This is a genomic window from Saliphagus sp. GCM10025317, from assembly GCF_042663665.1.
Taxonomy (GTDB): Archaea; Halobacteriota; Halobacteria; order Halobacteriales; family Natrialbaceae; genus Natronosalvus.
The window spans coordinates 594,986-617,856 of the sequence record NZ_JBHTAQ010000005.1 but is presented as its reverse complement, the minus strand read 5'-3'; the positions used below and the strand labels follow the sequence as shown (position 1 = coordinate 617,856).

At 63.5% G+C, this 22,871-nt stretch carries 18 protein-coding genes; 5 read left to right on the top strand and 13 right to left on the bottom strand.

Translation table 11 applies throughout. The features are described from left to right. Positions 1-152 precede the first annotated feature (152 nt). On the bottom strand, positions 153-3,104 hold the full coding sequence (gene uvrA / locus ACFQS4_RS05145; protein ID WP_497902600.1) for an excinuclease ABC subunit UvrA: 2,952 nt from the start codon (positions 3,102-3,104) through the stop codon (positions 153-155). A 251-nt stretch (positions 3,105-3,355) separates the two neighbouring features. Here uvrA and ACFQS4_RS05140 point away from each other — a divergent pair, with 251 nt between their 5' ends. Beyond that, a complete protein-coding gene (locus tag ACFQS4_RS05140; RefSeq protein WP_497902599.1) occupies positions 3,356-3,712 on the top strand; it encodes a hypothetical protein in 357 nt (118 codons plus the stop codon). Positions 3,713-3,739: 27 nt separating this feature from the next. Here ACFQS4_RS05140 and ACFQS4_RS05135 read toward each other — a convergent pair whose 3' ends face one another. From ACFQS4_RS05135 to ACFQS4_RS05095, 9 genes are all read right to left on the bottom strand, one after another. Beyond that, positions 3,740-4,570 carry a class I SAM-dependent methyltransferase gene (locus ACFQS4_RS05135; RefSeq protein WP_497902598.1) on the bottom strand — a complete coding sequence of 277 codons (831 nt, stop codon included), beginning with the start codon at positions 4,568-4,570 and terminating at the stop codon, positions 3,740-3,742. A gap of 361 nt (positions 4,571-4,931) precedes the next feature. Further along, positions 4,932-5,777 carry a hypothetical protein gene (locus tag ACFQS4_RS05130; RefSeq protein WP_497902597.1) on the bottom strand — a complete coding sequence of 282 codons (846 nt, stop codon included), beginning with the start codon at positions 5,775-5,777 and terminating at the stop codon, positions 4,932-4,934. A 153-nt stretch (positions 5,778-5,930) separates the two neighbouring features. Continuing rightward, the gene (locus ACFQS4_RS05125; protein ID WP_497902596.1) at positions 5,931-6,713 is read right to left on the bottom strand and encodes an HFX_2341 family transcriptional regulator domain-containing protein; all 783 of its coding nucleotides are present in this window, start codon (positions 6,711-6,713) and stop codon (positions 5,931-5,933) included. 54 nt (positions 6,714-6,767) lie between these two features. Further along, positions 6,768-7,694: a DMT family transporter gene (locus tag ACFQS4_RS05120; RefSeq protein ID WP_497902595.1), complete on the bottom strand. Its 927-nt coding sequence runs from the start codon at positions 7,692-7,694 to the stop codon at positions 6,768-6,770. 258 nt (positions 7,695-7,952) lie between these two features. Then, the gene (locus ACFQS4_RS05115) at positions 7,953-8,282 is read right to left on the bottom strand and encodes an amphi-Trp domain-containing protein (protein ID WP_497902594.1); all 330 of its coding nucleotides are present in this window, start codon (positions 8,280-8,282) and stop codon (positions 7,953-7,955) included. Between the two features lie 140 nt (positions 8,283-8,422). Beyond that, the gene (locus ACFQS4_RS05110; RefSeq protein ID WP_497903149.1) at positions 8,423-9,292 is read right to left on the bottom strand and encodes a deoxyribonuclease IV; all 870 of its coding nucleotides are present in this window, start codon (positions 9,290-9,292) and stop codon (positions 8,423-8,425) included. Between the two features lie 91 nt (positions 9,293-9,383). Next, on the bottom strand, positions 9,384-10,916 hold the full coding sequence (locus ACFQS4_RS05105; protein WP_497902593.1) for a pyridoxal phosphate-dependent decarboxylase family protein: 1,533 nt from the start codon (positions 10,914-10,916) through the stop codon (positions 9,384-9,386). A gap of 201 nt (positions 10,917-11,117) precedes the next feature. Next, a complete protein-coding gene (locus ACFQS4_RS05100) occupies positions 11,118-11,519 on the bottom strand; it encodes a PPOX class F420-dependent oxidoreductase (protein WP_497902592.1) in 402 nt (133 codons plus the stop codon). A 99-nt stretch (positions 11,520-11,618) separates the two neighbouring features. Continuing rightward, positions 11,619-14,687, bottom strand: coding sequence for an FAD-binding and (Fe-S)-binding domain-containing protein (locus tag ACFQS4_RS05095; RefSeq protein ID WP_497902591.1), 3,069 nt, complete (start codon positions 14,685-14,687; stop codon positions 11,619-11,621). A gap of 132 nt (positions 14,688-14,819) precedes the next feature. On the opposite strand from ACFQS4_RS05095, the gene ACFQS4_RS05090 reads away from it, so the two are divergent. Further along, positions 14,820-15,566, top strand: coding sequence for a fumarylacetoacetate hydrolase family protein (locus tag ACFQS4_RS05090; RefSeq protein ID WP_497902590.1), 747 nt, complete (start codon positions 14,820-14,822; stop codon positions 15,564-15,566). Between the two features lie 74 nt (positions 15,567-15,640). Here ACFQS4_RS05090 and ACFQS4_RS05085 read toward each other — a convergent pair whose 3' ends face one another. Continuing rightward, positions 15,641-17,827, bottom strand: a complete 2,187-nt coding sequence (locus ACFQS4_RS05085; RefSeq protein ID WP_497902589.1) for an elongation factor EF-2 — start codon at positions 17,825-17,827, stop codon at positions 15,641-15,643. Between the two features lie 196 nt (positions 17,828-18,023). Between ACFQS4_RS05085 and ACFQS4_RS05080 the strand changes: the two genes are divergently transcribed. From ACFQS4_RS05080 to ACFQS4_RS05070, 3 genes are all read left to right on the top strand, one after another. Beyond that, complete coding sequence (locus tag ACFQS4_RS05080; protein WP_497902588.1) at positions 18,024-18,785, top strand: DUF5781 family protein; 762 nt, start codon at positions 18,024-18,026, stop codon at positions 18,783-18,785. Between the two features lie 135 nt (positions 18,786-18,920). Then, positions 18,921-19,661 carry a DUF7504 family protein gene (locus tag ACFQS4_RS05075; protein ID WP_497902587.1) on the top strand — a complete coding sequence of 247 codons (741 nt, stop codon included), beginning with the start codon at positions 18,921-18,923 and terminating at the stop codon, positions 19,659-19,661. Positions 19,662-19,728: 67 nt separating this feature from the next. Then, a complete protein-coding gene (locus ACFQS4_RS05070; RefSeq protein ID WP_497902586.1) occupies positions 19,729-21,783 on the top strand; it encodes a hypothetical protein in 2,055 nt (684 codons plus the stop codon). Between the two features lie 4 nt (positions 21,784-21,787). Here ACFQS4_RS05070 and ACFQS4_RS05065 read toward each other — a convergent pair whose 3' ends face one another. Then, entirely contained in the window at positions 21,788-21,916 is a 129-nt protein-coding gene (locus ACFQS4_RS05065; protein ID WP_497902585.1) for a DUF7503 family protein, read from the bottom strand. A gap of 159 nt (positions 21,917-22,075) precedes the next feature. Then, positions 22,076-22,588, bottom strand: a complete 513-nt coding sequence (locus ACFQS4_RS05060) for a HalX domain-containing protein (RefSeq protein ID WP_497902584.1) — start codon at positions 22,586-22,588, stop codon at positions 22,076-22,078. Positions 22,589-22,871: the final 283 nt, after the last annotated feature.

The following is a 22,871-nucleotide window of genomic DNA, read 5'->3' as shown; positions in this document are numbered from 1 at the left end:
CTGACCACATCGATTGGCCCCGCACCTACAATCGCAGGCGCTCACACTGCGTTTCTCACCCGTCAGATCAGCCGTAGCTCTCGAGTTCGTCGAGACTGGTGATCTGCGATCCGAAACAGGAGACCTGACGACGGAAGCCGATACGTTGCTGTTCAGTCGTCGTCCATCGGCATCGTCATCGGTTCGACGCGCTCGCCGCGTGGGCCCTCAAGGTCCACGCCCGGAAGCAGGTCCCGGAGGTACAGCCCCGTGTAGGAGTTCTCGCTTCTGGCGACTGCCTCGGGGGTGCCGGTGGCGACGACCTCGCCGCCGTTCTCGCCGCCCTCGGGGCCGAGGTCGACGATGTGGTCGGCGTTCTTCACGAGGTCGAGTTCGTGCTCGATGACGACGACGGTGTTGTCGTTGTCCGTCAGGCGGTGGAGCACGTCGATGAGCTTGCGCTCGTCTTCCGAGTGCAGTCCCGTCGTGGGCTCGTCGAGCAGGTAGAGGGTGTTGCCCGTGTCCCGCTTTCCCAGTTCCTCGGCGAGCTTGATCCGCTGGGCCTCTCCGCCCGAGAGGGTGGTCGAGGGCTGGCCCAGTTTCATGTAATCGAGGCCGACGTCCTTCAGGAGTTGGAGGCGACGGCGCAGCTGGCTCGAGGACTCGAAGAAGTCGTAGGCCTCCTCGACGGACATCTCGAGGACGTCCGCGATGGTCGCGTCCTTGTAGGTGACGTCGAGGGTAGCGTCGTTGTACCGAGCGCCGCCGCAGGCCTCGCAGGGGACGTAGACGTCCGAGAGGAAGTTCATCTCGATCTTGACCGTTCCCTGCCCGCCACACTCCGCACAGCGGCCCTCCTTGACGTTGAAGGAGAACCGCCCCTTCTCGTAACCGCGCTGTTTGGCGAGTTTGGTCTGGGCGAACAGCTCCCGGATGTAGTCGAAGACGCCGGTGTACGTCGCCGGGTTCGAGCGCGGGGTACGCCCGATGGGCGACTGGTCGATCAACCGAACGGTCTCGATGTCCTCGATCCCCTCGATGGCGTCGTGGTCGCCCGGAATCACGGAGGTGTTGTCGTTCATCTCCCGTGCCAGCGCCTTGTAGAGCACCTTGTGCATCAGGGTCGACTTTCCAGAGCCCGAGACGCCCGTGATCGCCGTGAAACACCCCATCGGGATGTCCACGTCGACGTCGTCCAGGTTGTGCTGGCGGGCCCCGCGAATCGTCAGCGCACCCTGTGGCTCGCGGCGCTCCTCGGGGACGGGAATACCCTTCCGCCCGGAGAGGTAATCGCCCGTGATCGACTCCTCGCAGGCCTTCACTTCCTCGAGCGGCCCGTTGACGACGACCTCGCCGCCGCGCTTGCCGGGCCCGGGACCCATGTCGATGACCTGATCGGCCCGACGCATCGTCTCCTCGTCGTGTTCGACGACGAGCAGCGTGTTGCCGATGTCGCGAAGCTCACAGAGCGTGTCGAGCAAGCGGTCGTTGTCCCGCTGGTGGAGACCGATGGAGGGCTCGTCGAGCACGTAGAGCACCCCGACGAGGCCGGAGCCGACCTGGGTCGCCAGCCGGATGCGCTGGCTCTCGCCGCCCGAAAGCGTCGAGGCCTCCCGGTCGAGCGTGAGGTACTCGAGACCGACCTCGCACATGAAGCCTAGGCGGGCGCGAATCTCCTTGAGAATCTCCTCGGCGATGGTCAGATCGCGACCCGACAACTCGGCCTCGAGCCCCTCGAAGTGCTCGAGGGCGTCGCCGATGGACAGACAGTTGACCTCGTCGATCGAGGTCCCGCCGACGCGAACGTGGCGAGACTGCTCTTTCAACCTTGTGCCGTCGCAGGCCGGACACTCCGTGACGGCCATGTACTTCTCGATGTGGTCACGGGTGCCGTCGGAGTCGGTCTCGAGGTAGCGCCGGTCGAGGTTGGGGATGACGCCCTCGAAGCGCTTGGTCTTGCGCCGGATGCCGTTTTTGGTGCGGCGTTTGAAGACCACCTGGCGGTTCGTGCCGTAGAGAAACTGCTCTCGAATGCTCGCGTCGAGCTCTTCCCACGGCGTCTCGAGGCTCACGTCGAAGTGCTCGGCCACCGAGTCGAGTCGCGTCTGGTAGTACGAGCGGTTGTAGCTCCAGGGTTCGAAGACGTGTTTGAGCGACTTCGAGGGGTCCTGGATCACCAGATCCTCGTCGACCTCCTTGGTCTTGCCCAGCCCCTCACACTCGGGACAGGCGCCGTGGGGGCTGTTGAACGAGAAGCTACGGGTCTCGATCTCGCTGAACTGGAAGTCGCTGTTCGGGTTACCCAGCGCCGTCGAGAACTCGACGGTCAGGCGGTCGTCGCCCTCACCAGCCAGGTCACCCGTCGAGCGGGTGTTCGACCCCAGATCGATCTCGTCGCTCGGATCGGGGATGATGAGTTTGAGGACGCCGTCGGCCTCCTCGAGGGCCGTCTCGACGCTGTCGGTGATCCGGGGACGGGCCTCCTCGCTGATCTTCACGCGGTCGACGATCACGTCGATCGTGTGGTCGTAGTTCTTGTCGAGGTCGGGTTTCTCGGTCGCGAGGTCGACCTCCTCGCCGTCGACCTCCACTCGCGAGTACCCTTCGGTCAGGAGTTCCTCGAACAGGTCCTCGAAGGCCCCCTTCTGGTCGCGGACGATTGGGGCGGCGATCTTCGCACGGGTGCCCTCGGGCAGGGCCATCACCTGCTGGACCATGTCCTGGGCGCTCTGGGTGCCGACCTCCTCGCCCGTGATCGGGTCGTACTGCGTGCCGACGCGGGCGTAGAGCAGACGGAGGTAGTCGTGTAACTCGGTGACGGTCCCGACGGTCGATCGGGGATTGTTCGCCGCGTTCTTCTGATCGATGGAGATGGCGGGCGAGAGCCCCTCGACGGTCTCGACCTGGGGTTTGTCCATCTGTCCGAGGAAGTTGCGGGCGTACGCCGAGAGACTCTCGATGTAGCGGCGCTGGCCTTCGGCGTAGACCGTGTCGAATGCGAGGGAGGACTTTCCGGACCCGGAGAGCCCGGTGACGACGGTGAACGATTCGCGCGGAATCGAGACATCGACGTCCTTGAGATTGTGTTCCTGTGCCCCACGGACGTCGATCTGGTCCTTGCTCATCGCTGACCTCGCCTCGATTTGCGCGGTCGTTCGGCGGCTCGATTCATGTACCATAGCCAGTAGCCGAAGCGACTTAACGCGTCTGATAACGGGTCATCGAGTGGTGTGATACCAGATGACGCGGGGCCGGGGTGGCCGACGATGCCGGGTCGAAAGCGAACGCCACAAATCGGTTGGTACGGTGAGCGTACACCCGCTTGGGAAGCAGATGCAAGCAACGTGTTCCTTTGTGTGAGTGCCGAACACCTCGTATGGTCGTTGCCACAGCCATCGTCTTCCTCGTCAGCCTGCTGCTCGGCGCGGTGGGCATCTACGTCGGGGCACGAATCATCGTCGGCGCGAAGAACTTCGACCACGCGATCGTCACCGCGTTGCTCGGCGCGATCGTCTGGACCGTCGCCGGGGCGCTCGTCGGGTGGATCCCCCTCGTCGGGCCGCTCGTCGCACTCGTCGCCTACGTGGGCGTGATCAACTGGCGCTACTCGGCGCAGTGGACCGGCGCCGCGATGATTGCCCTCCTCGCGTGGCTCACCGTGTTCGCCGCGCTGTACGCGCTCAGTATCGTCGGCGTGACGGGGTTCGAGGCCACCGGGGTTCCCGACGTGTGAGGCCCCGGTGAGGACGATCGATTCGCTTCACTCGAAGCCCGACACTCGCCCAGACGTCACGTAGAAGGGCACCGTCTCAGTCCGTTCGTAGGTGCCCGCTTGCATCTGCTCGATCACGTCCCGTCCCATCTCGCGCCACGCCCGGCGCAGGTCGTCGTACCCCTCGCCAGTGAGGTCGCTCTCGAGCATCGTCGCCCGGTCGTCGGCCAGGCCGGCCCCCGTCGCCTTCCGTCGGGCGACCGTCAGCGCGTGCTCGTCGTAGGGCGGCTCGATCGAGCGCTCGTGGTCGTAGCGCGCGGTGGTGACGTCCTCGAGGCCGACCGACTCGAACACCTCGCTGGCGCCCGCTCCGAGGGTCACGTCCGTTTCGATGCCCCCGAGGTAGGCCCGGCGAGCGCGGCGCTCGAGGGGAGCCTCTCGGGGGACCGTGGACTCGACGGTGACGGCGCCGTTGTCGGGTTCGACGGCAGCGACGCCATCGCTCGAGACGCGGGCGAACTCCCGAACGGCTGCGGCCGGGTCGGGCAGGTTGATCAGGAGGGCCTGACAGAGCACGAGGTCGAAGCTGTCGTCGGCGAATGGGAGGCGGGTGGCGTCGCCCTGAACGACGGGGATGGCCGACGCCTGCTCGGGACCTGGCGGGTCGCGAGCGAACTCGAGGAGCGATCGGTCGACGTCACACCCGACGACCTCCCCTGGGACCTCCTCGGCGAGGACGCGAGTGAGTTCGCCCGAGCCACAGCCCACGTCGAGGACGCGCTCGCAGGAATCGAGGTCGAGACTCGAGAGAGCCTCGCGGGAGTCGGCCCACATGCCCTCGCGGGTCCGGCGGAGGTATGCTTCGGAGAACGCGCGCACGCCTCGGGGTTGCGAGCGGCAGGTAAAAAGCGGCCTGGTCTCGGCAGGTGGTTTGGGACTCGAGCCGGTGTTCCGTTGCTGACACATTCGTAACCCATACGACATGTCGCGTCGTACTGGACTCAGGAACGATGATCGAAACCCTGGGGTTGGCGCTGTTTATCCTGGTGGCGGGGCTACTGCTCTTTCTCCCATCGATTGCTATACGTTGGTGGAAATCGCGACGACGCGACGACGACCCGGAAACGCGGGAAACACACTGACAGGAGACGACCGAGACCCGTGGGAAACGCACTTTGATCGGTCGGTTCCGAACCAAACTTCGACGGCCCGTACGGTCATCGTTCGAATTTCGCTCGATTCACCCCTCGTATACGGCGCCGAAGGTCTCCGCGACGTAACGAGAGACGCCCTCCAGGACGCCTTCGCTGAGCCTCGTCGTGTGAACCCAGTGCTCGACCCCTTCGAGGCCGTCGTGGCGGTAGAAGTCGGCGTGGTGGCCACAGCCAGTGCCCGAAAATCGGGTATCGCTGGTCCCGGTTCCGGCCCCCGCGTAGGCTGTCGCCATCGGCGAGACCTCCCGAACGCCCGCCTCAAGTTCGCGAACCGCGCCGAGGTTGTGATCGCAGCCCACGCCAACGACGGCCTGATCGGCGGCCGGTGAGAGCAGCGTGTGGAGCACCTCGTGGACGGCGATGTTCGTCGTGACCGCTCGCCCGTCCCACGTCTCGGTCGCACCGACGTTGGCGACCGTCAGCGCGTCCCCCGACTCTCCCCAGAGGCGTCGGTACGACGCGGGACTCGTGCCGTAGCCGAGTCGGCGGTCGAACGGCCGCCACGGAAGAAGGAGGTGACAGCACGACCCCGTCAACTCACCGCGAGCCTCGAGTTCTCCGTACGCGGCGTCGGTCATCGCCGCGACGGGGTCCGAAGCGTCGAAACCGTCGTCGGCTCGAGCCGCCTCGAGGGCTGCCGCGAGGTCGATCTGCCGTCGCGGTTCGACTCGCCAGTGAACGGTTTCGAGGGTCGTCCGCGCCTCGATTTCGTCTGCTAGCGTCTCGAGTGCCTCGCTAACGGCGAGGACGGCGTCCCGGTGGGCGGCAAACCAGCCGCGGGTCGTCGGACGGGGCACGCGCCGGCCGGGATAACACCTGACGTGGAGCGTGACCTCGTCGGCCGCGTTCGGCGCCGCTCGAATCGGAACCATCACTCGAGTACGACCTCGACTCCAGAGGGGAAAATCGCTGTGGCTAATTACTATATTTTCTGTAGTTTCAAACCCGTCAGTCACACCGTGCTCTCTCACTCGAGTAATCAGCGCCGAACGGTTCTCGAGCCCTGAGATCCATCAGGTGACGCGTCAGACGTCGGTAGCGGCGTATCGAAACGCCCGAAGCGCGTTGCGTCCGTCCTCGGTGAGGGTAACGTACTTCTCGCGACCGACCTTCTCGACCTCGAGGTACCCCTTCTCCAGCAGAGGGTTCACGGCATGTCGATCCAGCAGTCGATAATATCCCTTCCGCGTCGTCGCCTCGGACCGCGCGACGAACGGGAACGTTGATTCAAGGGCGAAGTCGATCAGGTCTGTCTTGCTTACCCCGCGATAGCGCCCGCTGGCCGTTTCCGATGTCTCCGCGTCGACGTGTGCCAGAAACGCGACGTGGACGTCCGATGGTCGTTCGATGGGGTACCTCGGTAGTTCGAATATTTCCGCCACCTCCTCGTGAAGCGGTTCGTCGGGAATCCGCGACGCCTCCGGGCCATACGATGGCCGGGCGTAGATCGGTCGCGCACCGGTCGCCATACAGGCGATCATGCCCGCGATAGCGGTGATCTTGCTCCCGGCGGAGAGGTTGACGAAGACGTCGTCGTCGGCGTAGTCCGCGATCGCTGCCGAAATCGTCCCGAGCGTGTCGTACAAGTCGAAGATGTCGCACGATCGGCGGTCGACCGTGATGCGCTCGTTTGCCTCGAGATCCTCGAGGAGGGCTCGAACGAACGGAATCTCCCGGTCACCGTCACGATACTCAATCGGTACGACGCGATCGGCCTTCCACCGCAGAATCGGTTCCTTCACGCGAGCGTACTCGAAGCCGAGCGGGACGACGTGAACCCGATCGGTCACCGGCGAGTCGCGGCTCATACGTGGCCATGTGCGGCGGATAGTAAAAGGAATCCGTTACCGTCGTTACCGTTGCTACCGCCGCCCGGCGACCTGCACGAGCAACGCACCTGCCATCACGACGGCCATGCCGAGACCGTCCGTGAGCGTGAGCGATTCACCGAGGAAGATCCAGCCGAGGAGCGCTACCTGCACGAGCATCGTGTTGTTGATGACGCTCGATTCTGTCGCGGTGAGCGTCTGTAACGTCCGGTTCCAGAGGGTAAATGCGAACGCCGTGTTGACGACCGCGAGCCAGAAGACGATGGCCCAGCTCCGGATACTCAGCGACGGGAGGCCCTGCACGGCGATACCCGTCCCGAGGAGCAGAGTAGATCCCACTCCCATGCTGACCGTCGTTACGCCGAGCGCCGACAGCGTTCCGTCGCGGTTGGCGTACCGGCCGAGGATCGACGCGAGGGCGTTCGAGAGGAGGCCGACAGCCATGATACCGAGGCCGACCAGCGCGAGGACGCCGAGGTCGAACGGGTAGAAGTAGACCCCGACGCCGACGAACAGAACCGCCATCCACAGCCACTGTCGTCGTGAGGTGCGCTCTCCGAGCAGCGGGACGCTACACAGGGCGACCACCGCGGGCGTGAACGTCAGGAGGAGGCTAACGGTCGCCGCTCGCAGGTACTGGAGCGCGAGGAACTGCGCCCCCTGCGTGATCGCGTACATGAACAGCCCGAGGACGAGCAGCACGGCGAATTCTCGCCGCTCGAGCCGTCGGACGGATCGGTGCCCGCCCTCGCGGAGAAAGAGCGGAACCAGAACGACCGTCGCCACGCCGTAGCGCAATCCCGCGAACGTCACCGCCGGAATCTCCTCGAGGCCGACTTTGATGAGGACGTACGAAGACGACCAGAGGACAGTCACGAATAGTGCTTCGAAGACGGCTCGCGTACGTTTCGATCCGGATAGGCCGCCTGCTGTCTCCGTCGTATCCGCGCGAGTTCGCATCGAACGGAGGATGGCGGGCAACGATGGTAACAGTATATTCGTTACTATCGTTACTGATCGATACTGTTCGTTACTGTGCGTTACAGTCGACTGAGACTGACGAACTACAGAGCACGCCGGGGAAACGTGTAGAAGACGGGGAACTACCTCTTGCAGCGTTCATACTGCTTCTCGCAGCGTTCAGTGACTGACCATGTTCTCCCGTTCTTGCTCGATTGGTGAACGCGGTCTTCCTCCCTTCCGACGCAACAGCCGCCGTTACTCGTGTTCTTCGTCCGGTGCCACCGGTTCGCCGTCTTCCATCGGCCACTCGAGTTCGACTTCGAACTCGGCCTCGTCGTCGATGACCTCGTACTCGACTTCCAGTTCGAAGCGTTCTGGAACGTCCACCGTGAAGCCGTTCTCCCCCTCGATGTCGATCGTCCCGTTCTCGACGCCGTCAGCGACTTCACGCAAGATTGCCGCACCGTCAGACCGACTCATCACTCGCTCGCCTTCGCGTTCCGTTTCGTCGGCTTCGGTTTCTGTCTCGTCGGCTTCCGATTCCGCTTCGGTCTCGTCTTCGTGTTCGTGTTCGTCGTCTGCCATACAGACAGCACCACGGCTGCTGGTAAAATAGACGTGTTTTCAACGGCACCTCTCTACCTCGAGGGTCCTGTCGAACAGGGTGATACCGAGATTCCGAACGGGGGCGATACCGAGACTCCGAACGAGTGTCGAGGCCGGGACTACGTCTCGCGCAATTCCTTGACCTTCGCGATGTTCCAGGCGAAGCCTTTCCCGTCCTCGGTGGGCGTCTCGAGCGCGAACGGCAGGTCACGGAGGTCGGGGTGATTCACGATGGCGCGCATCCCGTCTTCGCCGATGTAGCCCTCGCCGATGAGCGCGTGTTCGTCCTTGTGAGTTCCCACGTCGTGTTTCGAGTCGTTGAGGTGGATGTACTCGAGGTGCTCGAGGCCGACCACGTCGTCGAATCGCTCGACGGTCTCGTCGACCGCTTCGGGCGTCGTGAGGTCGTTGCCCGCGACGAGGGTGTGGGCGGTGTCGATACAGATGCCGATGTCCTCGTCGGTTCGGTCGATGATGCCCGCGAGGTGCTCGAACTCCCCGCCCAGCTTGGTCCCGCTGCCGGCGTCGGACTCGATCAGGATGGTCACGTCCTCGGGCACCTCGAGGTCGTCGATGACGCTCGCGGCGTTGTCGAGGCCGCCCTCGACGCCCGCACCGGTGTGGGCCCCGAGGTGGACGTTCACGTACGGGACGCCCAGCTGGTTTGCCGCGTCGAGTTCGGCCTGCATGCTCGCCATCGACTTCTCCCGGAGGCCCTCCTTGGGCGTACAGAGGTTGACCAGATAGGCCGAGTGGATCACCCACGGGCCCTCGAGCAACTCGTCGGTCTCCTCGCGGAAGCCGGCGGCGGCCTCCTCGCTAATTTCGGGCTGGGCCCAGACCTGTGGCGAAGTGGTGAAGATCTGTCCGCAGTTGCCGCCGAAGGCGAGCTGTCGGTGAACGGCGTTGCGGACGTCGCTGTACGGTGGCGTTTCCTCGTCCGAAGAGACGCGCGATCCGGAGATGGACACGTGTGCGCCGACGTGCATGGACATATCGAGAAGTCTGTATCCGGGGATCAAAGGTACTTCGAACCCGGCCAGGGAGACGAGCCGTTCGGGCGGGTTCCGAACGCACTCCTCAGACCGGTAGACTCGCCTTCGGGCGCCACGCCTCGTCAATTCGGGCACCCGTCTCAGCCAGCGCGTCGAACACCGTCTCGATGTCCGCCTCGGTCGTCCGGTGGCTGCAGATCGACATGCGGAGGGCCCGTCGACCGCGAATGGTCGTCGTCGTGAGGAACGCGAGGCCGCTCCGGACGACCTCGTCGGTGATCGCCTGGTTGAGTTCGTCCAGGTACTGAGTAACGCGCGTCAGTGGCACGTCTGGTGGGTCGGCCAGGGCGACCTGGAGGTCGTCGGGCATGTACCTGAACGAGTAGATGAACAGGTTCGGCTCCTGGACGGCCAAGAAGTCCTCGTGGTCGCGGACGAGCGTATCGAGGTGTTCGGCGCAGCGAACGCTCGTTTGCAGTAGCTCCCGGTAGCCCTCCAATCCGTAGTACTTCATCGACATCCAGAGCTTCAGCGCGCGGAAACTGCGGGACATCTGCGGGCCGAATTCGTAGAAGTCGAACTCCTGTGGCGTCTCCGCGACCGACCCCCGGAGATACGACGCGTCCATCGCGAATGTCTTCGCGAGGCACTCCTGGTCGCGGACGAGTACTGCGCCGCACTCGTAGGGAACGAACAGCCACTTGTGCGGGTCGAGCGTCACGGAATCGGCGCGCTCCATGCCGTCGTATCGCGACTCGAGTTCGGGAACCATCGCCCCCACCGCACCGCACGCACCGTCGACGTGAAACCAGAGGCCGTGTGCGTCACAGACGTCGGCAATGTCCCCCAGGGGATCGATGGCGCTCACGTTGATCGACCCCGCCTGGCCGACGACGCAGAAGGGCTCGGCCCCCGCTTCTCGATCGGTCTCGAGCAGCTGTTCTAAAGCGTCCACGTCCATCGTGAAGTCGTCGCGGCTCGGCACCCGCCGTACGGCGTCGCGGCCGAGGTTGAGCATGTCTGCGGCCCGGACGACGCTCGAGTGACCCTCGTGGTCGGCGACGTAGAGCGTGTACCGCGGGCGATCCTCCTGTAACCCGGCCTCCGTCGTCTCGTACGCCGTGTGATCGCGCAGTGCGGTCATGAAGGCGGTGAAGTTGGCCATCGTCCCACCGCTGGTGAGGAGGCCACCGGTGTCGGGCGCGTAGCCGATCGCCTCGGCCAGCCAGCGGACGCACCGCCGTTCGATTTCGGTTCCGGACGGTGCCGGATGCCACCCGCCGACGTTCATGTTGACCGTCGCCGCGATGGCGTCGGCTAGCGGGGCGAGCGGCGTTCCGGACCCCATCACGAAGCCGAAGTACCGCGGCGAGGGGTTGTGAGTCGCGTACGGGATGACGGACTCCTCGACGGCGTCGAGGATACGTTCCGGATCCTCGCCGTGCTCGGGAAGGGGTTCGTCGAACGCCGCGACGACCTCCTCGGGATCGGCCTGGACGTAGACGGGGCGATCGTCGATGCGTTCGTAGTAGTCAGCGATCAGGTCGACGGTCCGGTAGCCGATCGCCCGGAACTCGTCGGGGTCGAGGTCGCCCACCGGCCGATCCTGGGTAGCCATGACTGTGTAACCACACGTGGTAGGTTAACACTTGCCAAGGCACTTGGTGCCGTCCGACGCTCGAGTGGCCCTGGGTGAGCGAACACGGTCAGTCGGTTGCGGCGCACTCGAGGGACCCGGGCTCGAGTCGATCGGTCTACCCTATCGAGGCGGATCGCCCGCTACTCGAGACTCCCCGGTTAACCGTCTGCTACTCGCTGCTCATCCCTCGAAACTGCTGACGTGCTCGGGTCGAATCGAAATGATAACGCGCTCGGACTGGATCGGATTCGGGTACTCGTCCTCGCCCATGTAGCGCTGGGCCAGTTCGTCGATGTGCTCGCGCGCGCCCTCCGTCGTGACCTCGTCGACTTCGCCCGTCACCGACAGCATCCGGTAGGGGTTGTCCGGGTCGGTCATGCTGATCGCGATCCGCGAATCGTTTCGGGCGTTCTTCGTCTTCCGCCGGTCGCGTTCGGTGTTCACCAGCAGACGATCCGCGTCGGCGTCGTAGTCGACCCACACCGGCGTGACGTGGGGCGCCCCGTCCGGGAGCAGGGTGGCGACGTGGGCGAACGTTTGCTTCTCGAACAGGTCGTGGAAGTCGGTCGGGATCGACGCCATAGCGGGCGTTCGACGGCCCAGTACTAAGAGTGCGTCCCCGCTTACGCAAATCGGCGGCGAGAAACGGCCGGAGCCGCTGCTCGCCACCGCTCGAGTCGGTCACTCGAGGCGTGCTCGCTCGACCAGTTCTACGGGATGGGGTGGGCGTTCTATCTCGTCCTCGTCCCCGCCCTCGCCTGCGAGCACCTGCACGAGTTGACTCCGACAGGAGGTGCCAGTGGCCGTCACGCGGTCGCCCGGACTCGACTCGACCTGGTCGGCGAGCAACTCTCCGATGGCCAGCGACAGGTCGTAGTGCTCGGCCTCGTAGCCGAACGACCCGGCCATCCCGCAGCACGTCGAGTCGAGCGGGTCGACGGCGTAGCCGGCCCGTCGGAGGACGCCCACGGCGTGGTGATCGGTGCCCTGCGCCTTCTGGTTGCAGTGGCCGTGGTAGGTCAGCGACTCGCCAGACGCGTCGAACTCGAGTTCTCGGTCGAGACCCGTGCGGTCGACGTACTCGAGGACGCCGAACGCCGTGCTCGAGACGGCCTCGAGCGCCCGCGAGTCGACGTCTGCACCGTCGGCGAGCAGGTCCCGGTACTCGTCCTGGAACATCACGGCGTCCGAGGGCTCGACGAAGACGACCGACCAGCCGCGGTCGACGTAGGGAGCCAGCGCGCGGACGTTGCGTTTCGCCCGGTTTCGGGCCTCCTCGAGCAGCCCCATCGAGTACGCTGCCCTGCCGCTGGGGGCGAGGTCGGTTGGAACGCGAACGTGAACGCCGGCGGCCTCGAGCAGGCGAACCGCGGCTTTCCCGGGGCCAGGTTCACTGTAAGTTGTGAATGTGTCGGGAAAGAGGACGACAGCGGCCTCGACGTCGGATTCCGGAACGGCGGGACCGCCGCGTTCGTCCCACCAGTCGTGGAACGTCTCCCGTTCGAACGACGGCAGGTGACGATCGCGGGAGATTCCCAGGGTTCGCTCCATCGCACGTCGAACGCCAGGCAGGTCGGGCACGCGGTTCGAGACGGGCGCGACGGCGCTCGCAAGGGCCGCCAGCCGGTCGATGTTCGTGAACAGCTTTGTCCGGAGGCTCGCGCCCTGGTCCTGATGGTACTGGTGTTTGACCGCCGCCTTGAGCTTCGCCAGGTCGACGCCCGTCGGGCAGTCGCTCGAGCAGCCCTTACAGCCGACACAGAGGTCGAGGACCTCGGACTGGAACCGTTCGGTGTACAGTTCCTCCGGGGGGAGTTCGCCGGAGATGGCGGCTCGGAGCAGGTTCGCCCGTCCGCGCGTCGTCTGGATCTCCTCACCGGAGGCGCGATAGGTCGGGCACATCACGTCGCTATCGGTCTGGCGGCAGGTGCCACAGCCGTTACACAGTTCGACGAGGTGAGCGAAGCCACCCTCCTCGTCGAACGAGAGCGTCGACCGCGGCTCGAGCGAGCGGTAGGCGGGCCCGTACCGCAGGTTCTCGCGCATGTCGGCGCCGACGCCCCGCTCGGTATCCGGGCCGGCATCGTCGGGGCCGTCGCGGTAGACGACGTTGCCGGGGTGGAGGCGCCACTCCGGGTCGAAGGCCGTCTTCGTCTCTTTGAACGCCGCCCACAGGTCCTCGCCGTACATCTTGGGCGTGAACGCCGTCCGGGCCTTCCCGTCGCCGTGTTCCCCGGAGAAGGCGCCGCCGTGCTCGAGCACGAGATCGGTCACGTCCTCGGTGATGGCCTGCATCGTCTCGACACCTGCCTCATCCTTGAGGTTCAGGATGGGTCGAATGTGGAGGGTGCCGGCGCCCGCGTGGGCGAAGTACGCCGCCGAGGTGCCGTGGTCGCGCAAAATCTCCTCGAACCGGCGGACGTAGGTGGCCAGTTCGGCCGGCGGCACGGAGGCGTCCTCGATGAACGGGTAGGGCTTGGGGTCGCCGTCCATGCTCATCAGGAGCGGGATCGCCGCCTTCCGGAGCTTCCAGAGGTCGGCCTGGATGTCGTCAGTGTAGGCCTCGACGACGTCGAAGGCGTCGACGTCGTCGACCAACTCCGCCGTCGTTTTTGCGATGGCGGCCTCGAAATCCTCGACCAGTTCGGAGTCGAACTCGAGCATGAGCGCCGCGGCAGCCTCCTCGGGGATGGCCTCGGCGTAATCGGCGTAGCCCTCCGACTCCCGGGCGAGGCGGAACACCTCGTCGTCCATCAACTCGACGGCGCTGACGTCGTGGGTGAGCGCGCGTGGAACGGCGGCGAGGGCGTCGATCAGGTCCGAAAACGAGTACACGACCAGCGCCGTCTCCTCGGGCACGGTCACGAGCGAGAGGGTCGCCTCGACGACGATTCCAAGGGTGCCTTCGGCGCCCACCAGCAGCTTCGAGAGGTTGATCGCCCGCTCGCCGTCGTCGGTCTCGTAGATCACCTTCTGGAGGTTGTAGCCGCTGACCGACCGTTTGAGATCGGGGTAGCGCGCCTCGATTTCGGCCTCGTGGTCCTCGACCAGCCCGCGAACCGTCTCGTAGATGCGGGCTTCCCGGTCGTCTTTCGCGACGATTTCGTCCCACTCCGGCCCGTCGATGACGACTTCCCGCGCGTGGAGCAACGAGCCGTCAGCGAGGACGACCTCGCACGCCTCGACGTAGGCGTCGGTGATGCCGTAGCGAACCGAATGCGCCCCCGTCGAGTTGTTGCCGATGCCGCCGCCGATCGTCGCCCGGTTCGACGAGGCCGGGTCGGGTGCGAACTTGAGCCCGTGAGGCTCGAGGTGGGCGTCGAGGTGATCCTGGACGACCCCGGGCTGGACGACTGCCCGCCGGTCGTCGGGGTCGACTGCGAGGACGTCGTCCATGTGGGTCGTGAAATCGAGGACGACGCAACCCGGACTAACGGCCTGGCCAGCCAGCGACGAGCCGGCCCCACGGGGGAGGATCGGCACGTCGAACTCGGCAGCCGTTTCGACGGCCGCACGTACGTCATCGACGTCCGTCGGGTGGACGACGCCGGCCGGTCGGGCCTGATAGATGCTCCCGTCGGTGGCGTACAGCACCTGCGCGTACTCGTCGAAGGCGACCTCGCCCTCGAGGCACGTCTCGAGCGCCTGGGCGAGAGCGGTGTACCCCTCGACGGGTGGGTGGTCCCCGCCGGTCGACTCGAGGTGCGATCCGGCGTCGCCAGCCACGGGTGGAACGTCCTCAACTGCCATGCCCCCTCGTACACGGAGGGCGGTGAAATATGCTGTGCCAGTTAGTGTCTCACGAAGAGGTGCGGCGGACCGACGCCAACGTCGTCCGAATCGACCAGCAGACATACGTCGCTCGCCTCGAGAGTCACCTGTATGCGACTCGCGAGACTGTCGACGCCCGACGGGCCCGTCTCGGGCCAGCTCGAGGTCGGGACCGCAACCCCCGAAGACGGCTACGACGGCGCCGTCCTTCGTGCCGACGACGGCACCTACGAGGTCGGCCGGGACGGCCGCCTCCTCTCTCCGTGTGAGCCCTCGGCGCTGTACTGCGTCGGGAGAAACTACGCCGACACACTCGAGCAGATGAACTACGAGCGACCGGACGAACCGGACTTCTTCATCAAACCCCCCACATCCGTACTCGGACACGGACAGCTGATTCCGTACCCGAAGTTCACCGACGAACTGACCTACGCGGGCGAGCTGGCGGCGGTGATCGACCGACGCTGTCGGGACCTCGCACCCGAACAGGTTCCCGAAGTCGTCCGCGGCTACACGATCATGAACGACCTCGACGCCCTCGACCAGCAGGGTCGAACCGCCCGAAAGGTCTTCGACGGATCGGCGCCGTTGGGCCCGTGGCTCGTGACCGACGTCGATCCGACGCGTCTCGAGATGTGGACCGACGTCGCCGGGGAGCGTCGACAGGAAGCGAGCACCGAGTTGATGCTGTTCGACCCCTTCGAGGTCGTCGCCTTCCTCTCCAAGCGGTTCACCCTCCGTCCCGGTGACGTGGTCGCCTTCGGCAGCCCGGCGAATCCGGGTCTGCTCGAGCCCGGTGACACCGTCGAGATTACCTACGATGGCGTCGGAACGCTGCGTAACACGGTTGAGAACTAGCCGAATTCGGAAGGCAAATTCGACCGAGTCGCCGCTCGGTGGACGCAAAATCGAGAGAAAGTGGAGCCGAGCGATTAGATGTAGTCGATCGACGGCGGCAACTCAAGCTTCATGCCCTTGCGCTCACGGATCTCCATGATCGTCTCGCGCTGGAGCGAGTCGGCCATGACGTCGAATCCGGCGTTCTCGGTGTTCCAGGCTGCACGACCTTCGGTGGCCGAGCGGATGTCGCTCGAGAACCCGATCATCTCCTCGACCGGCGCGACGCCTTCGACGACCATGAGGTCACCCTCCTGGTACATGTCGTCGACCTGGCCACGGCGGCCCTGGATCTCGCCGGAGGCAGCGCCCATGTGCTCGTTGGGCACGTCGATCCGGACGTCCTGCATCGGCTCGAGCAGCTTGATGTGGGCGTCGATCAGCGACTTGTGGACGGCCTCCCGCGTGGCGGGGATGACCTGTGCCGGACCGCGGTGGATGGTGTCCTCGTGGAGCTTCGCGTCGTGCAGTCGGATCAGGGTGCCCTGGACTGGCTCGGCGGCCAGCGGCCCGTTGTCGAGGGCCTCCTCGAGCCCCTCGATGACGAGCTCCATCGTCTCGTTCAGGTGCTGGATACCCTTCGTGTCGTCGATGAGGATGTTCGTCCCGTGGATGTGCTCGACGTTCTGGGAGGTGTCCTTGTCGAGGCCGGCCTCCTGGAGCGCCTCGCGGCGCTCGAGTTCGGGCATGTCCATCGAGGCTTCGCCGAGCTGGATCGTCTCGACCAGGTCCTGGGTCAGCGGCTCGGCAGAGATGTAGAAACGGTTGTGCCGGTTTGGCGAGATGCCCTCGACCGTGTCGCTCGGTCGCTGGACGGCCTCGCGGTAGACGACGATCGGTTCGCCGGTGTTGACCGGAATTCCCTGGTTGGCCTCGATACGCTGGGTGATGACCTCGAGGTGAAGTTCACCCTGCCCGGAGATCAGGTGCTCGCCGGTGTCCTCGTTGATCGTGATCTGGATCGTTGGGTCTTCCTTCGAGACCTGTCGAAGCGTCTCGATGAGCTTCGGCAGGTCGTCCATCGTCTTCGCCTCGACCGCCTTCGTGATGACGGGCTCGGAGATGTGCTCGATGGACTCGAACGGCGTCATCTCGATACTCGAGACGGTCGAGCCGGCGATGGCGTCGCGCAGGCCAGTGACGGCGGCGATGTTCCCCGCAGGGACGTTCTCGACTTCCTCGCGCTCGCCACCCATGTAGATGCCGACGGACTGGACGCGGTTCTTGCCAGCGGTGCCCGACACGTACAGCTCCTGGCCCTTCTCGAGGGTGCCCGAGAAGACGCGGCCCGAAGCGATTTCGCCGGCGTGGGGGTCCATCGAGATGTCGGTGACCATGAAGACGACCTCGCCGGACTCGTCGACGAAACGCATCGTCTCGGCGAGTTCGGACTCGCTGTCGCCGCGCCAGATCCGGGGGATACGACGGGGCTGGGCGTCGACCGGATTCGGGAAGTGCTCACAGACCATGTCGAGCACGACGTCCGAGAGCGGCGTCCGCTCGTGGAGTTCCTGGCGCTCGTCGTTGCGCTCGAGTTCCATGATGTCGCCGAAGTCCATGCCGGTGCGCTGCATCGACGGCATCGAGACGCCCCACTTGTAGAGGGCAGAGCCGAAGCCGACGGTGCCGTCTTCGACGGAGACGGACCAGTCGTCGACGTCGTCCATCTCCTCGGTCATGCCGCGGATGAGGTCGTTGACGTCCTGGATGACCGAAAGGAGACGCTCTTGCATTTCCTGTGGGCCTTCCTGTAGTTCGGAGATCAGGCGGTCGACCTTGTTGATGAACAGCGCGGGCTTGACACCCTCGCGAAGGGCCTGCCGCAGGACCGTTTCGGTCTGGGGCATGGCACCCTCGACGGCGTCGACGACGACGAGCGCACCGTCGACGGCGCGCATCGCCCGGGTGACGTCGCCACCGAAGTCGACGTGGCCCGGTGTGTCGATGAGGTTGATGAGGTGGTTGGTTCCGTCGTACTCGTGGGTCATCGAGACGTTCGCCGCGTCGATGGTGATCCCACGTTCCTGCTCGTCTTCTTCCGTGTCCATCGCGAGCTGCTGGCCGGCAGTATCATCGGAGATCATACCGGCGCCCGCGAGGAGATTGTCGGAGAGGGTCGTTTTTCCGTGGTCGACGTGAGCGGCGATGGCGATGTTCCGGATGTTCTCCGGGTCGTCCATCAGCCGTTCACACTCTTGGACGATCTTTTTGCGTCGGCCCATATATCCACCTGTACCGGTAGCGGGGTCAAAAGGGTGCTGTTTCGTCTCGGCGAGAACGGGCCCGAAACGCGCCTCGAGACTCGAATCGACCAATTTGCGTGAGAGAATAGCACGCACCCAACGCCAGGCGCTTGAGCCTCAGCCGACGGACACCGGCGTAAGAGCCATAGGCGCCCGACCCCTGTTACGGACACACATGGATTTGCGCATACAGGGACCGGGACCCGCCGCCCCGTTTCTCAGCGCCCAGGACCTGTTCGAAACCGAGTGTAACCTCTCACTCCCCGTCTACGTCCACCTGCGTGACGACCCCGACGAGCGAACCTGGGCCGCTCATCACGACGACCGACACGTGCTCAACATCTCAAGGCAGGCCGCGTCCTCGGCGATGGCGCGTGAACTGGCGCTCCACGAGTTCGCCCACATGGCCCGCCACGAGCAGGACCACCCCTCACACGTCCAGTCGACAGCGGAGGCCCTCTACCTCGCGCTGGCCGGGCAACGCGTCGAGCAGTACAAGCTCTCACACTGCTACCAAATCGCCAACCACATGAAAGACATCTACGCCGACGACATCACGCTCTCGGTCGGTCCCGGCGAAAAGTTGCTGGCGTTCCTCGAGTCCTCGCTCGCGACTGCCCTCCGTGATCGACCGGAGACGCCGCCGGGTTCGACCCCTGGCATCGAACGACTCTCCCCCGCCGCCGATCCCGACATCACCGCCGTCAACGCGGCCTTCGCACTCGCACTCGCCGAGCGACACGACCTGCTCGAGGCCGACCACCGCCTGTACGACCTCGCCCACGCGGCGGCGATGGACGCGCCGGAGATCGACTTCGAGGCGTTCCGACGGCGATTCCGAGAACTTAGCCAGGATCCCGATCCGAGCGCCTACCGGCAGGTGCTCGTCGAGACCACCCGGTCGTACGTCGGCGAGGGGACTCGAGCGGCGGATTAAACGACTGGCGACCACCGCCGGTTGACGGTCTTTTCGGCTCGAAGTTGGCCGTCCTTCTCGCTCGAGGCGTGTCGTTTGGCGTCTCGACCCAAACGTTTAATGTTCGATACTTCATACGTGTGGAACATACTACTGATGCTTTCGGGGAAGGATTGTCGTGATGGGACGACGGAGCGCGCATTCGCTGATGAACTGTCCCGGTTGAAACGACGAGGGGCGAGCGTCCTCGTGACCGGTGTCGTCGAGGCCGACCAGCGACAGGTGATCGCTCGCCGGTTGCTTGGGACGGCCCCCGAGGAAGACCGAAAGCGCATCGTGATTTCGACGCCTGGCACGGAGTTCGACATCGACCGCCTGGTCGACGACGCAGATTCCGGGAACGCCGAAATCGTCAGTTACCAGGGAACGGCCCGTAGCGTCTCGGGGGATACGATGGAAACGGCGGAAACGGCGGGGAGCGCGACTCCGTCAGCACCACCGACACCAGGCACCGAAGCACCGGTGACGACCGCCGAAACCCTCGGTGACATCGGCGTCGCCGTCTCGAGCGCCATCGAACGATTCGAACGCGATGGCGACGGCGGCCTCGAACCTGGCGAACTTCGCGTCGGCGTCGACTCGCTCGTGCCGTTCCTCGAGGAGTACGGCAGGGAAGCCGTGTTCCAGTGTCTCCACTTGCTCAACGGACGGACGCAAGCGGCCGGCGGCATCGCCCACTACCAGCTCCCGATCGAACGCGACGCGAGCACCGTTTCGATCCTCACCCCCCTGTTCGACGTCGTCGTCGAACTTCGAGAACGGAACGGTGTCGCCCAGGAGCGATGGTCGCTCACGGAAAGCGACCTCTCCACCGGCTGGGTGCCGATAACCCAGTGAACAGGGTGCGTCGAGGCGCCGGTCAGGTGTCCCAGCCTGGACGGGGTCGACTTCAGAGACTACTGAGATGAAGCCGACATTCGAAGCAGTCGATGGCGGACTCGAGATTATCGATCGGATAGAGCGACATCGCTACCGATTGACGACCCACGAGTCGGTATCGCCTGAGCCGGTTAGCGACGATTGTTTACAGTATCCGGTCGATTCAGCCGTCGAAATCGAAGTCGAGAGCGTCACACTACCGACGAACGATCTCGTATACGTCCGCGACGAGACGGGGGCGATGGTCCACGAGGTTCGTCCAGGTGAACAGCAATTGCTTCCAGAAGGGGCGTACACCCTCGATCTCTCGACACCGTTCAAGATCTATCTTTATTTTGAAAGTTCGATGCACATCTACGCAGATAGTCAACAGACACACATCACTCTTGACGATGCAACCCGAGTGATCGTCGGCGCCCGTTCCTCACATACGCGCCCTGCAGCAACGATTACCACGACAGAGGAGCCAGCAGACCTCATGGAAGCGGTTACGGCCTTCGGGTCAGCGTTAAAGACCACCACCCCCGAACGATCCTATCCAACGCTCAGAGGACATCCACCAGCGCTCGAACTCGGAGAGACGTTATCGATTCCGGACGGGTTTGACCGCCCGGAAACTGGAATACAGATCGAAGTTCCGCCGAGTCTCGAGAACATCTACGTTATAGCTCCACTCGCATACTATCTCGGCGCGGAGGTCATCTCCGGAGATTCATCGAGGATAACGACCGATGCCGGGCTATCCTATTCACTGACCAGTGACGGTGGTTTCGAAGAAACTGTCGAACGGTTACTCAAACAGATCTTCTTCCTCGACTGTATCGTACGTACCGAGGGGATGACTCCTGTACCGTTACACGAACGACAGGCGATCGAATCATTCCTTCCGTTCGATTTAGAGCAGGTGTACGTACAACCCCTCTCCAATCAACTTGAAGAATATCTCTCGACGCCGTTTTCGACGATTGAACCAGTTATCCCCGAGTGGCGTCTCGAAGCTCATTTGAAACCGACGTCAGAGAGTATTACGTTTCTCCCCTTTATTTCGAACGATCTCGCAATCGTCCAGATACAACAACCCAATCATGCTTCGCCAGAGGCCCCGGTGCAGCGTGAAGCGATTCAAGAGTTCACAAGAGGAGTGAGTACTGCCCGGGGTACGGAGGAACGCGATATCCACGATCAGGGGCTGGACATACCAACGATCGAACAGCATTGGGAAACCGATGATTCGGCCACATTGATAAGCACAACGCCTCTGTCCGCGTTTACTCACAGTATCGGTCGAGAGCCACGAGAGGATCCAATCGAGATCAAAGTTGTCTGTAACGACTCGGAGATGAAAGATGAACTCGAGACAGTGAACGGGATTTACGGTAATCGCGACGAACTCCCGTTCAACGTGGTCGAGTACTATTCTCTGACGAGAGACGAACTCAGAGATTTACTGGCCAAGGAGAGTGATTTCGTACATTACATCGGCCATATCGATCGAGAGGGGTTCCAGTGCTCGGACGGGAAATTGTCGGGAACGACGCTCGAGAAAGTCGGTGCAAAAGCGTTCTTACTCAATGCGTGTCAGTCACGCGACCAGGGGCTCCATCTGGTCGAGGCCGGAAGTTCCGGAGGGATTGTCACGCTCGGCGACGTAATCAACAGCGGTGCGATTCGCATGGGTAGCATGATCGCTCGAGTGCTAAATCGAGGCTACCCACTTTATGCTGCACTCGACGTAGCACGGAGGAAGACCCTCGTGGGACAACAGTACCGAATGGTCGGGAACGGGTTAATATCTATAGCGCAGTCAGAGACAGGGCCTCCAATTGTATGTATTATAGAGAAAATTGAATCGAAAGCAGACGTTGTGCTCGACACCTACGAAACGAGTGAATTACGGAAGGGAACAATATTTGTCCCATACGTCAAATCGAACGACTCCTATTTCCTCACTTCAGGGAAAGCCGGACCGTTTTCACTAACAGAGTCAGAACTCAATGAGTTTCTTGAATTAGAAGGCGTACCGATACTATACGAGGGCGAAATTCAATGGAGTAAAGATTTCTCCATGGATGGGCTGTGAACGTTCAGGGGCCGGTGTAAGCACCGCTGTTCCCCGCCGCAACCGTTCCTGCCTGGGCCAGCAACAGCATGGCCGTGAACAGGACGCCGATCATTCGTGGGTGGTTCTTCAGGTAGTCGCTAAGTTCCGTCATAGTACATACAAGCCATGGTACCGACCCGTAATGAATTTATTTTAATAAATCAGACACAGAATCCATGTGAAAATCTGATAGTATAAATATTTAAACATCCAGATAGGATAGAAAAAGAAGACGGCGTCGGGTTCGGTCGAAAATTACCGTGAAAATTCGTTACTCACTGAGTAACCGGCGAAGCGCCCGGTCGAATCCCTCGCGCGAGAACTCACCTCTGATCGAATCCGCTCGCTCTCGCCACTCGTCTAAGTCAGCCAGTACCTGCTCGTGGCGCTCGTCGACGTCGACACCCGCCTCGCGTTCGTTTTCGAGCAGCGCCCGCTCCCCCGCGAGTCGAAAGTACTCGCTCATCGCCTCTTCGTAGGCGTGCTGGAGAACCAGTCGATCGATCGTCGACCGTAGTTTCTCGACCGAGACGGGCGTCACCAGATACTCGTCGGCGCCGCGGTCGATGGGGTCGTCCGTCGGGACGTCGCTGGCCACCGCGAGTATAGGCGTCGATGGCGCGTTCTGGCTGAGTGCATCGAGAACCCCTCTGGGATCCGGACTCTCGAGTTCCCAGTCGACGAGGATGACGTCGTCGCCTGCCTCGAGCTGATCGAGGATCGATCGGTCGAAGTCGATGCAGCGAACGTCGTACACCGCGGAGAGGGCGTCAGCATCCGACACGACTCGAGAAACGTCGTGGTGAACGGCGAAGACGCGAGGTGACGTAATAGACAACACAGTTAGTACGTAGAATCCACGCGCGGGGCCTATAAATCTGACTCGGCTTGCCTGCAAGTGCAAGCAAATTGGTCAGAGATGGATGGTAGCCGTGGAAACTGGTTCGAACGGTGTGTCCTGCCGGATCAGTGACTACTCCCACGACTGAAGTCGTGGGCCTTCTCCTCGAAACTGTGTAACGTCGCTCACGAGGGGAACCCCGAGAATGGCGGATATCGAACGTCGA

What these genes read in the sequence shown, in the direction of transcription:
- ACFQS4_RS05125 (WP_497902596.1), bottom strand. Translation starts at nt 6,713, where the DNA reads ATGAGCCGCGACTCGCCGGTGACCGATCGGGTTCACGTCGTCCCGCTC.
- ACFQS4_RS05120 (WP_497902595.1), bottom strand. Translation starts at nt 7,694, where the DNA reads ATGCGAACTCGCGCGGATACGACGGAGACAGCAGGCGGCCTATCCGGA.
- ACFQS4_RS05115 (WP_497902594.1), bottom strand. Translation starts at nt 8,282, where the DNA reads ATGGCAGACGACGAACACGAACACGAAGACGAGACCGAAGCGGAATCG.
- ACFQS4_RS05080 (WP_497902588.1), top strand. Translation starts at nt 18,024, where the DNA reads ATGGATTTGCGCATACAGGGACCGGGACCCGCCGCCCCGTTTCTCAGC.
- ACFQS4_RS05065 (WP_497902585.1), bottom strand. Translation starts at nt 21,916, where the DNA reads ATGACGGAACTTAGCGACTACCTGAAGAACCACCCACGAATGATCGGC.
- ACFQS4_RS05095 (WP_497902591.1), bottom strand. Translation starts at nt 14,687, where the DNA reads ATGGCAGTTGAGGACGTTCCACCCGTGGCTGGCGACGCCGGATCGCAC.
- ACFQS4_RS05075 (WP_497902587.1), top strand. Translation starts at nt 18,921, where the DNA reads ATGCTTTCGGGGAAGGATTGTCGTGATGGGACGACGGAGCGCGCATTC.
- ACFQS4_RS05090 (WP_497902590.1), top strand. Translation starts at nt 14,820, where the DNA reads ATGCGACTCGCGAGACTGTCGACGCCCGACGGGCCCGTCTCGGGCCAG.
- uvrA (WP_497902600.1), bottom strand. Translation starts at nt 3,104, where the DNA reads ATGAGCAAGGACCAGATCGACGTCCGTGGGGCACAGGAACACAATCTC.
- ACFQS4_RS05110 (WP_497903149.1), bottom strand. Translation starts at nt 9,292, where the DNA reads ATGCACGTCGGCGCACACGTGTCCATCTCCGGATCGCGCGTCTCTTCG.
- ACFQS4_RS05070 (WP_497902586.1), top strand. Translation starts at nt 19,729, where the DNA reads ATGAAGCCGACATTCGAAGCAGTCGATGGCGGACTCGAGATTATCGAT.
- ACFQS4_RS05130 (WP_497902597.1), bottom strand. Translation starts at nt 5,777, where the DNA reads ATGGTTCCGATTCGAGCGGCGCCGAACGCGGCCGACGAGGTCACGCTC.
- ACFQS4_RS05085 (WP_497902589.1), bottom strand. Translation starts at nt 17,827, where the DNA reads ATGGGCCGACGCAAAAAGATCGTCCAAGAGTGTGAACGGCTGATGGAC.
- ACFQS4_RS05100 (WP_497902592.1), bottom strand. Translation starts at nt 11,519, where the DNA reads ATGGCGTCGATCCCGACCGACTTCCACGACCTGTTCGAGAAGCAAACG.
- ACFQS4_RS05105 (WP_497902593.1), bottom strand. Translation starts at nt 10,916, where the DNA reads ATGGCTACCCAGGATCGGCCGGTGGGCGACCTCGACCCCGACGAGTTC.
- ACFQS4_RS05140 (WP_497902599.1), top strand. Translation starts at nt 3,356, where the DNA reads ATGGTCGTTGCCACAGCCATCGTCTTCCTCGTCAGCCTGCTGCTCGGC.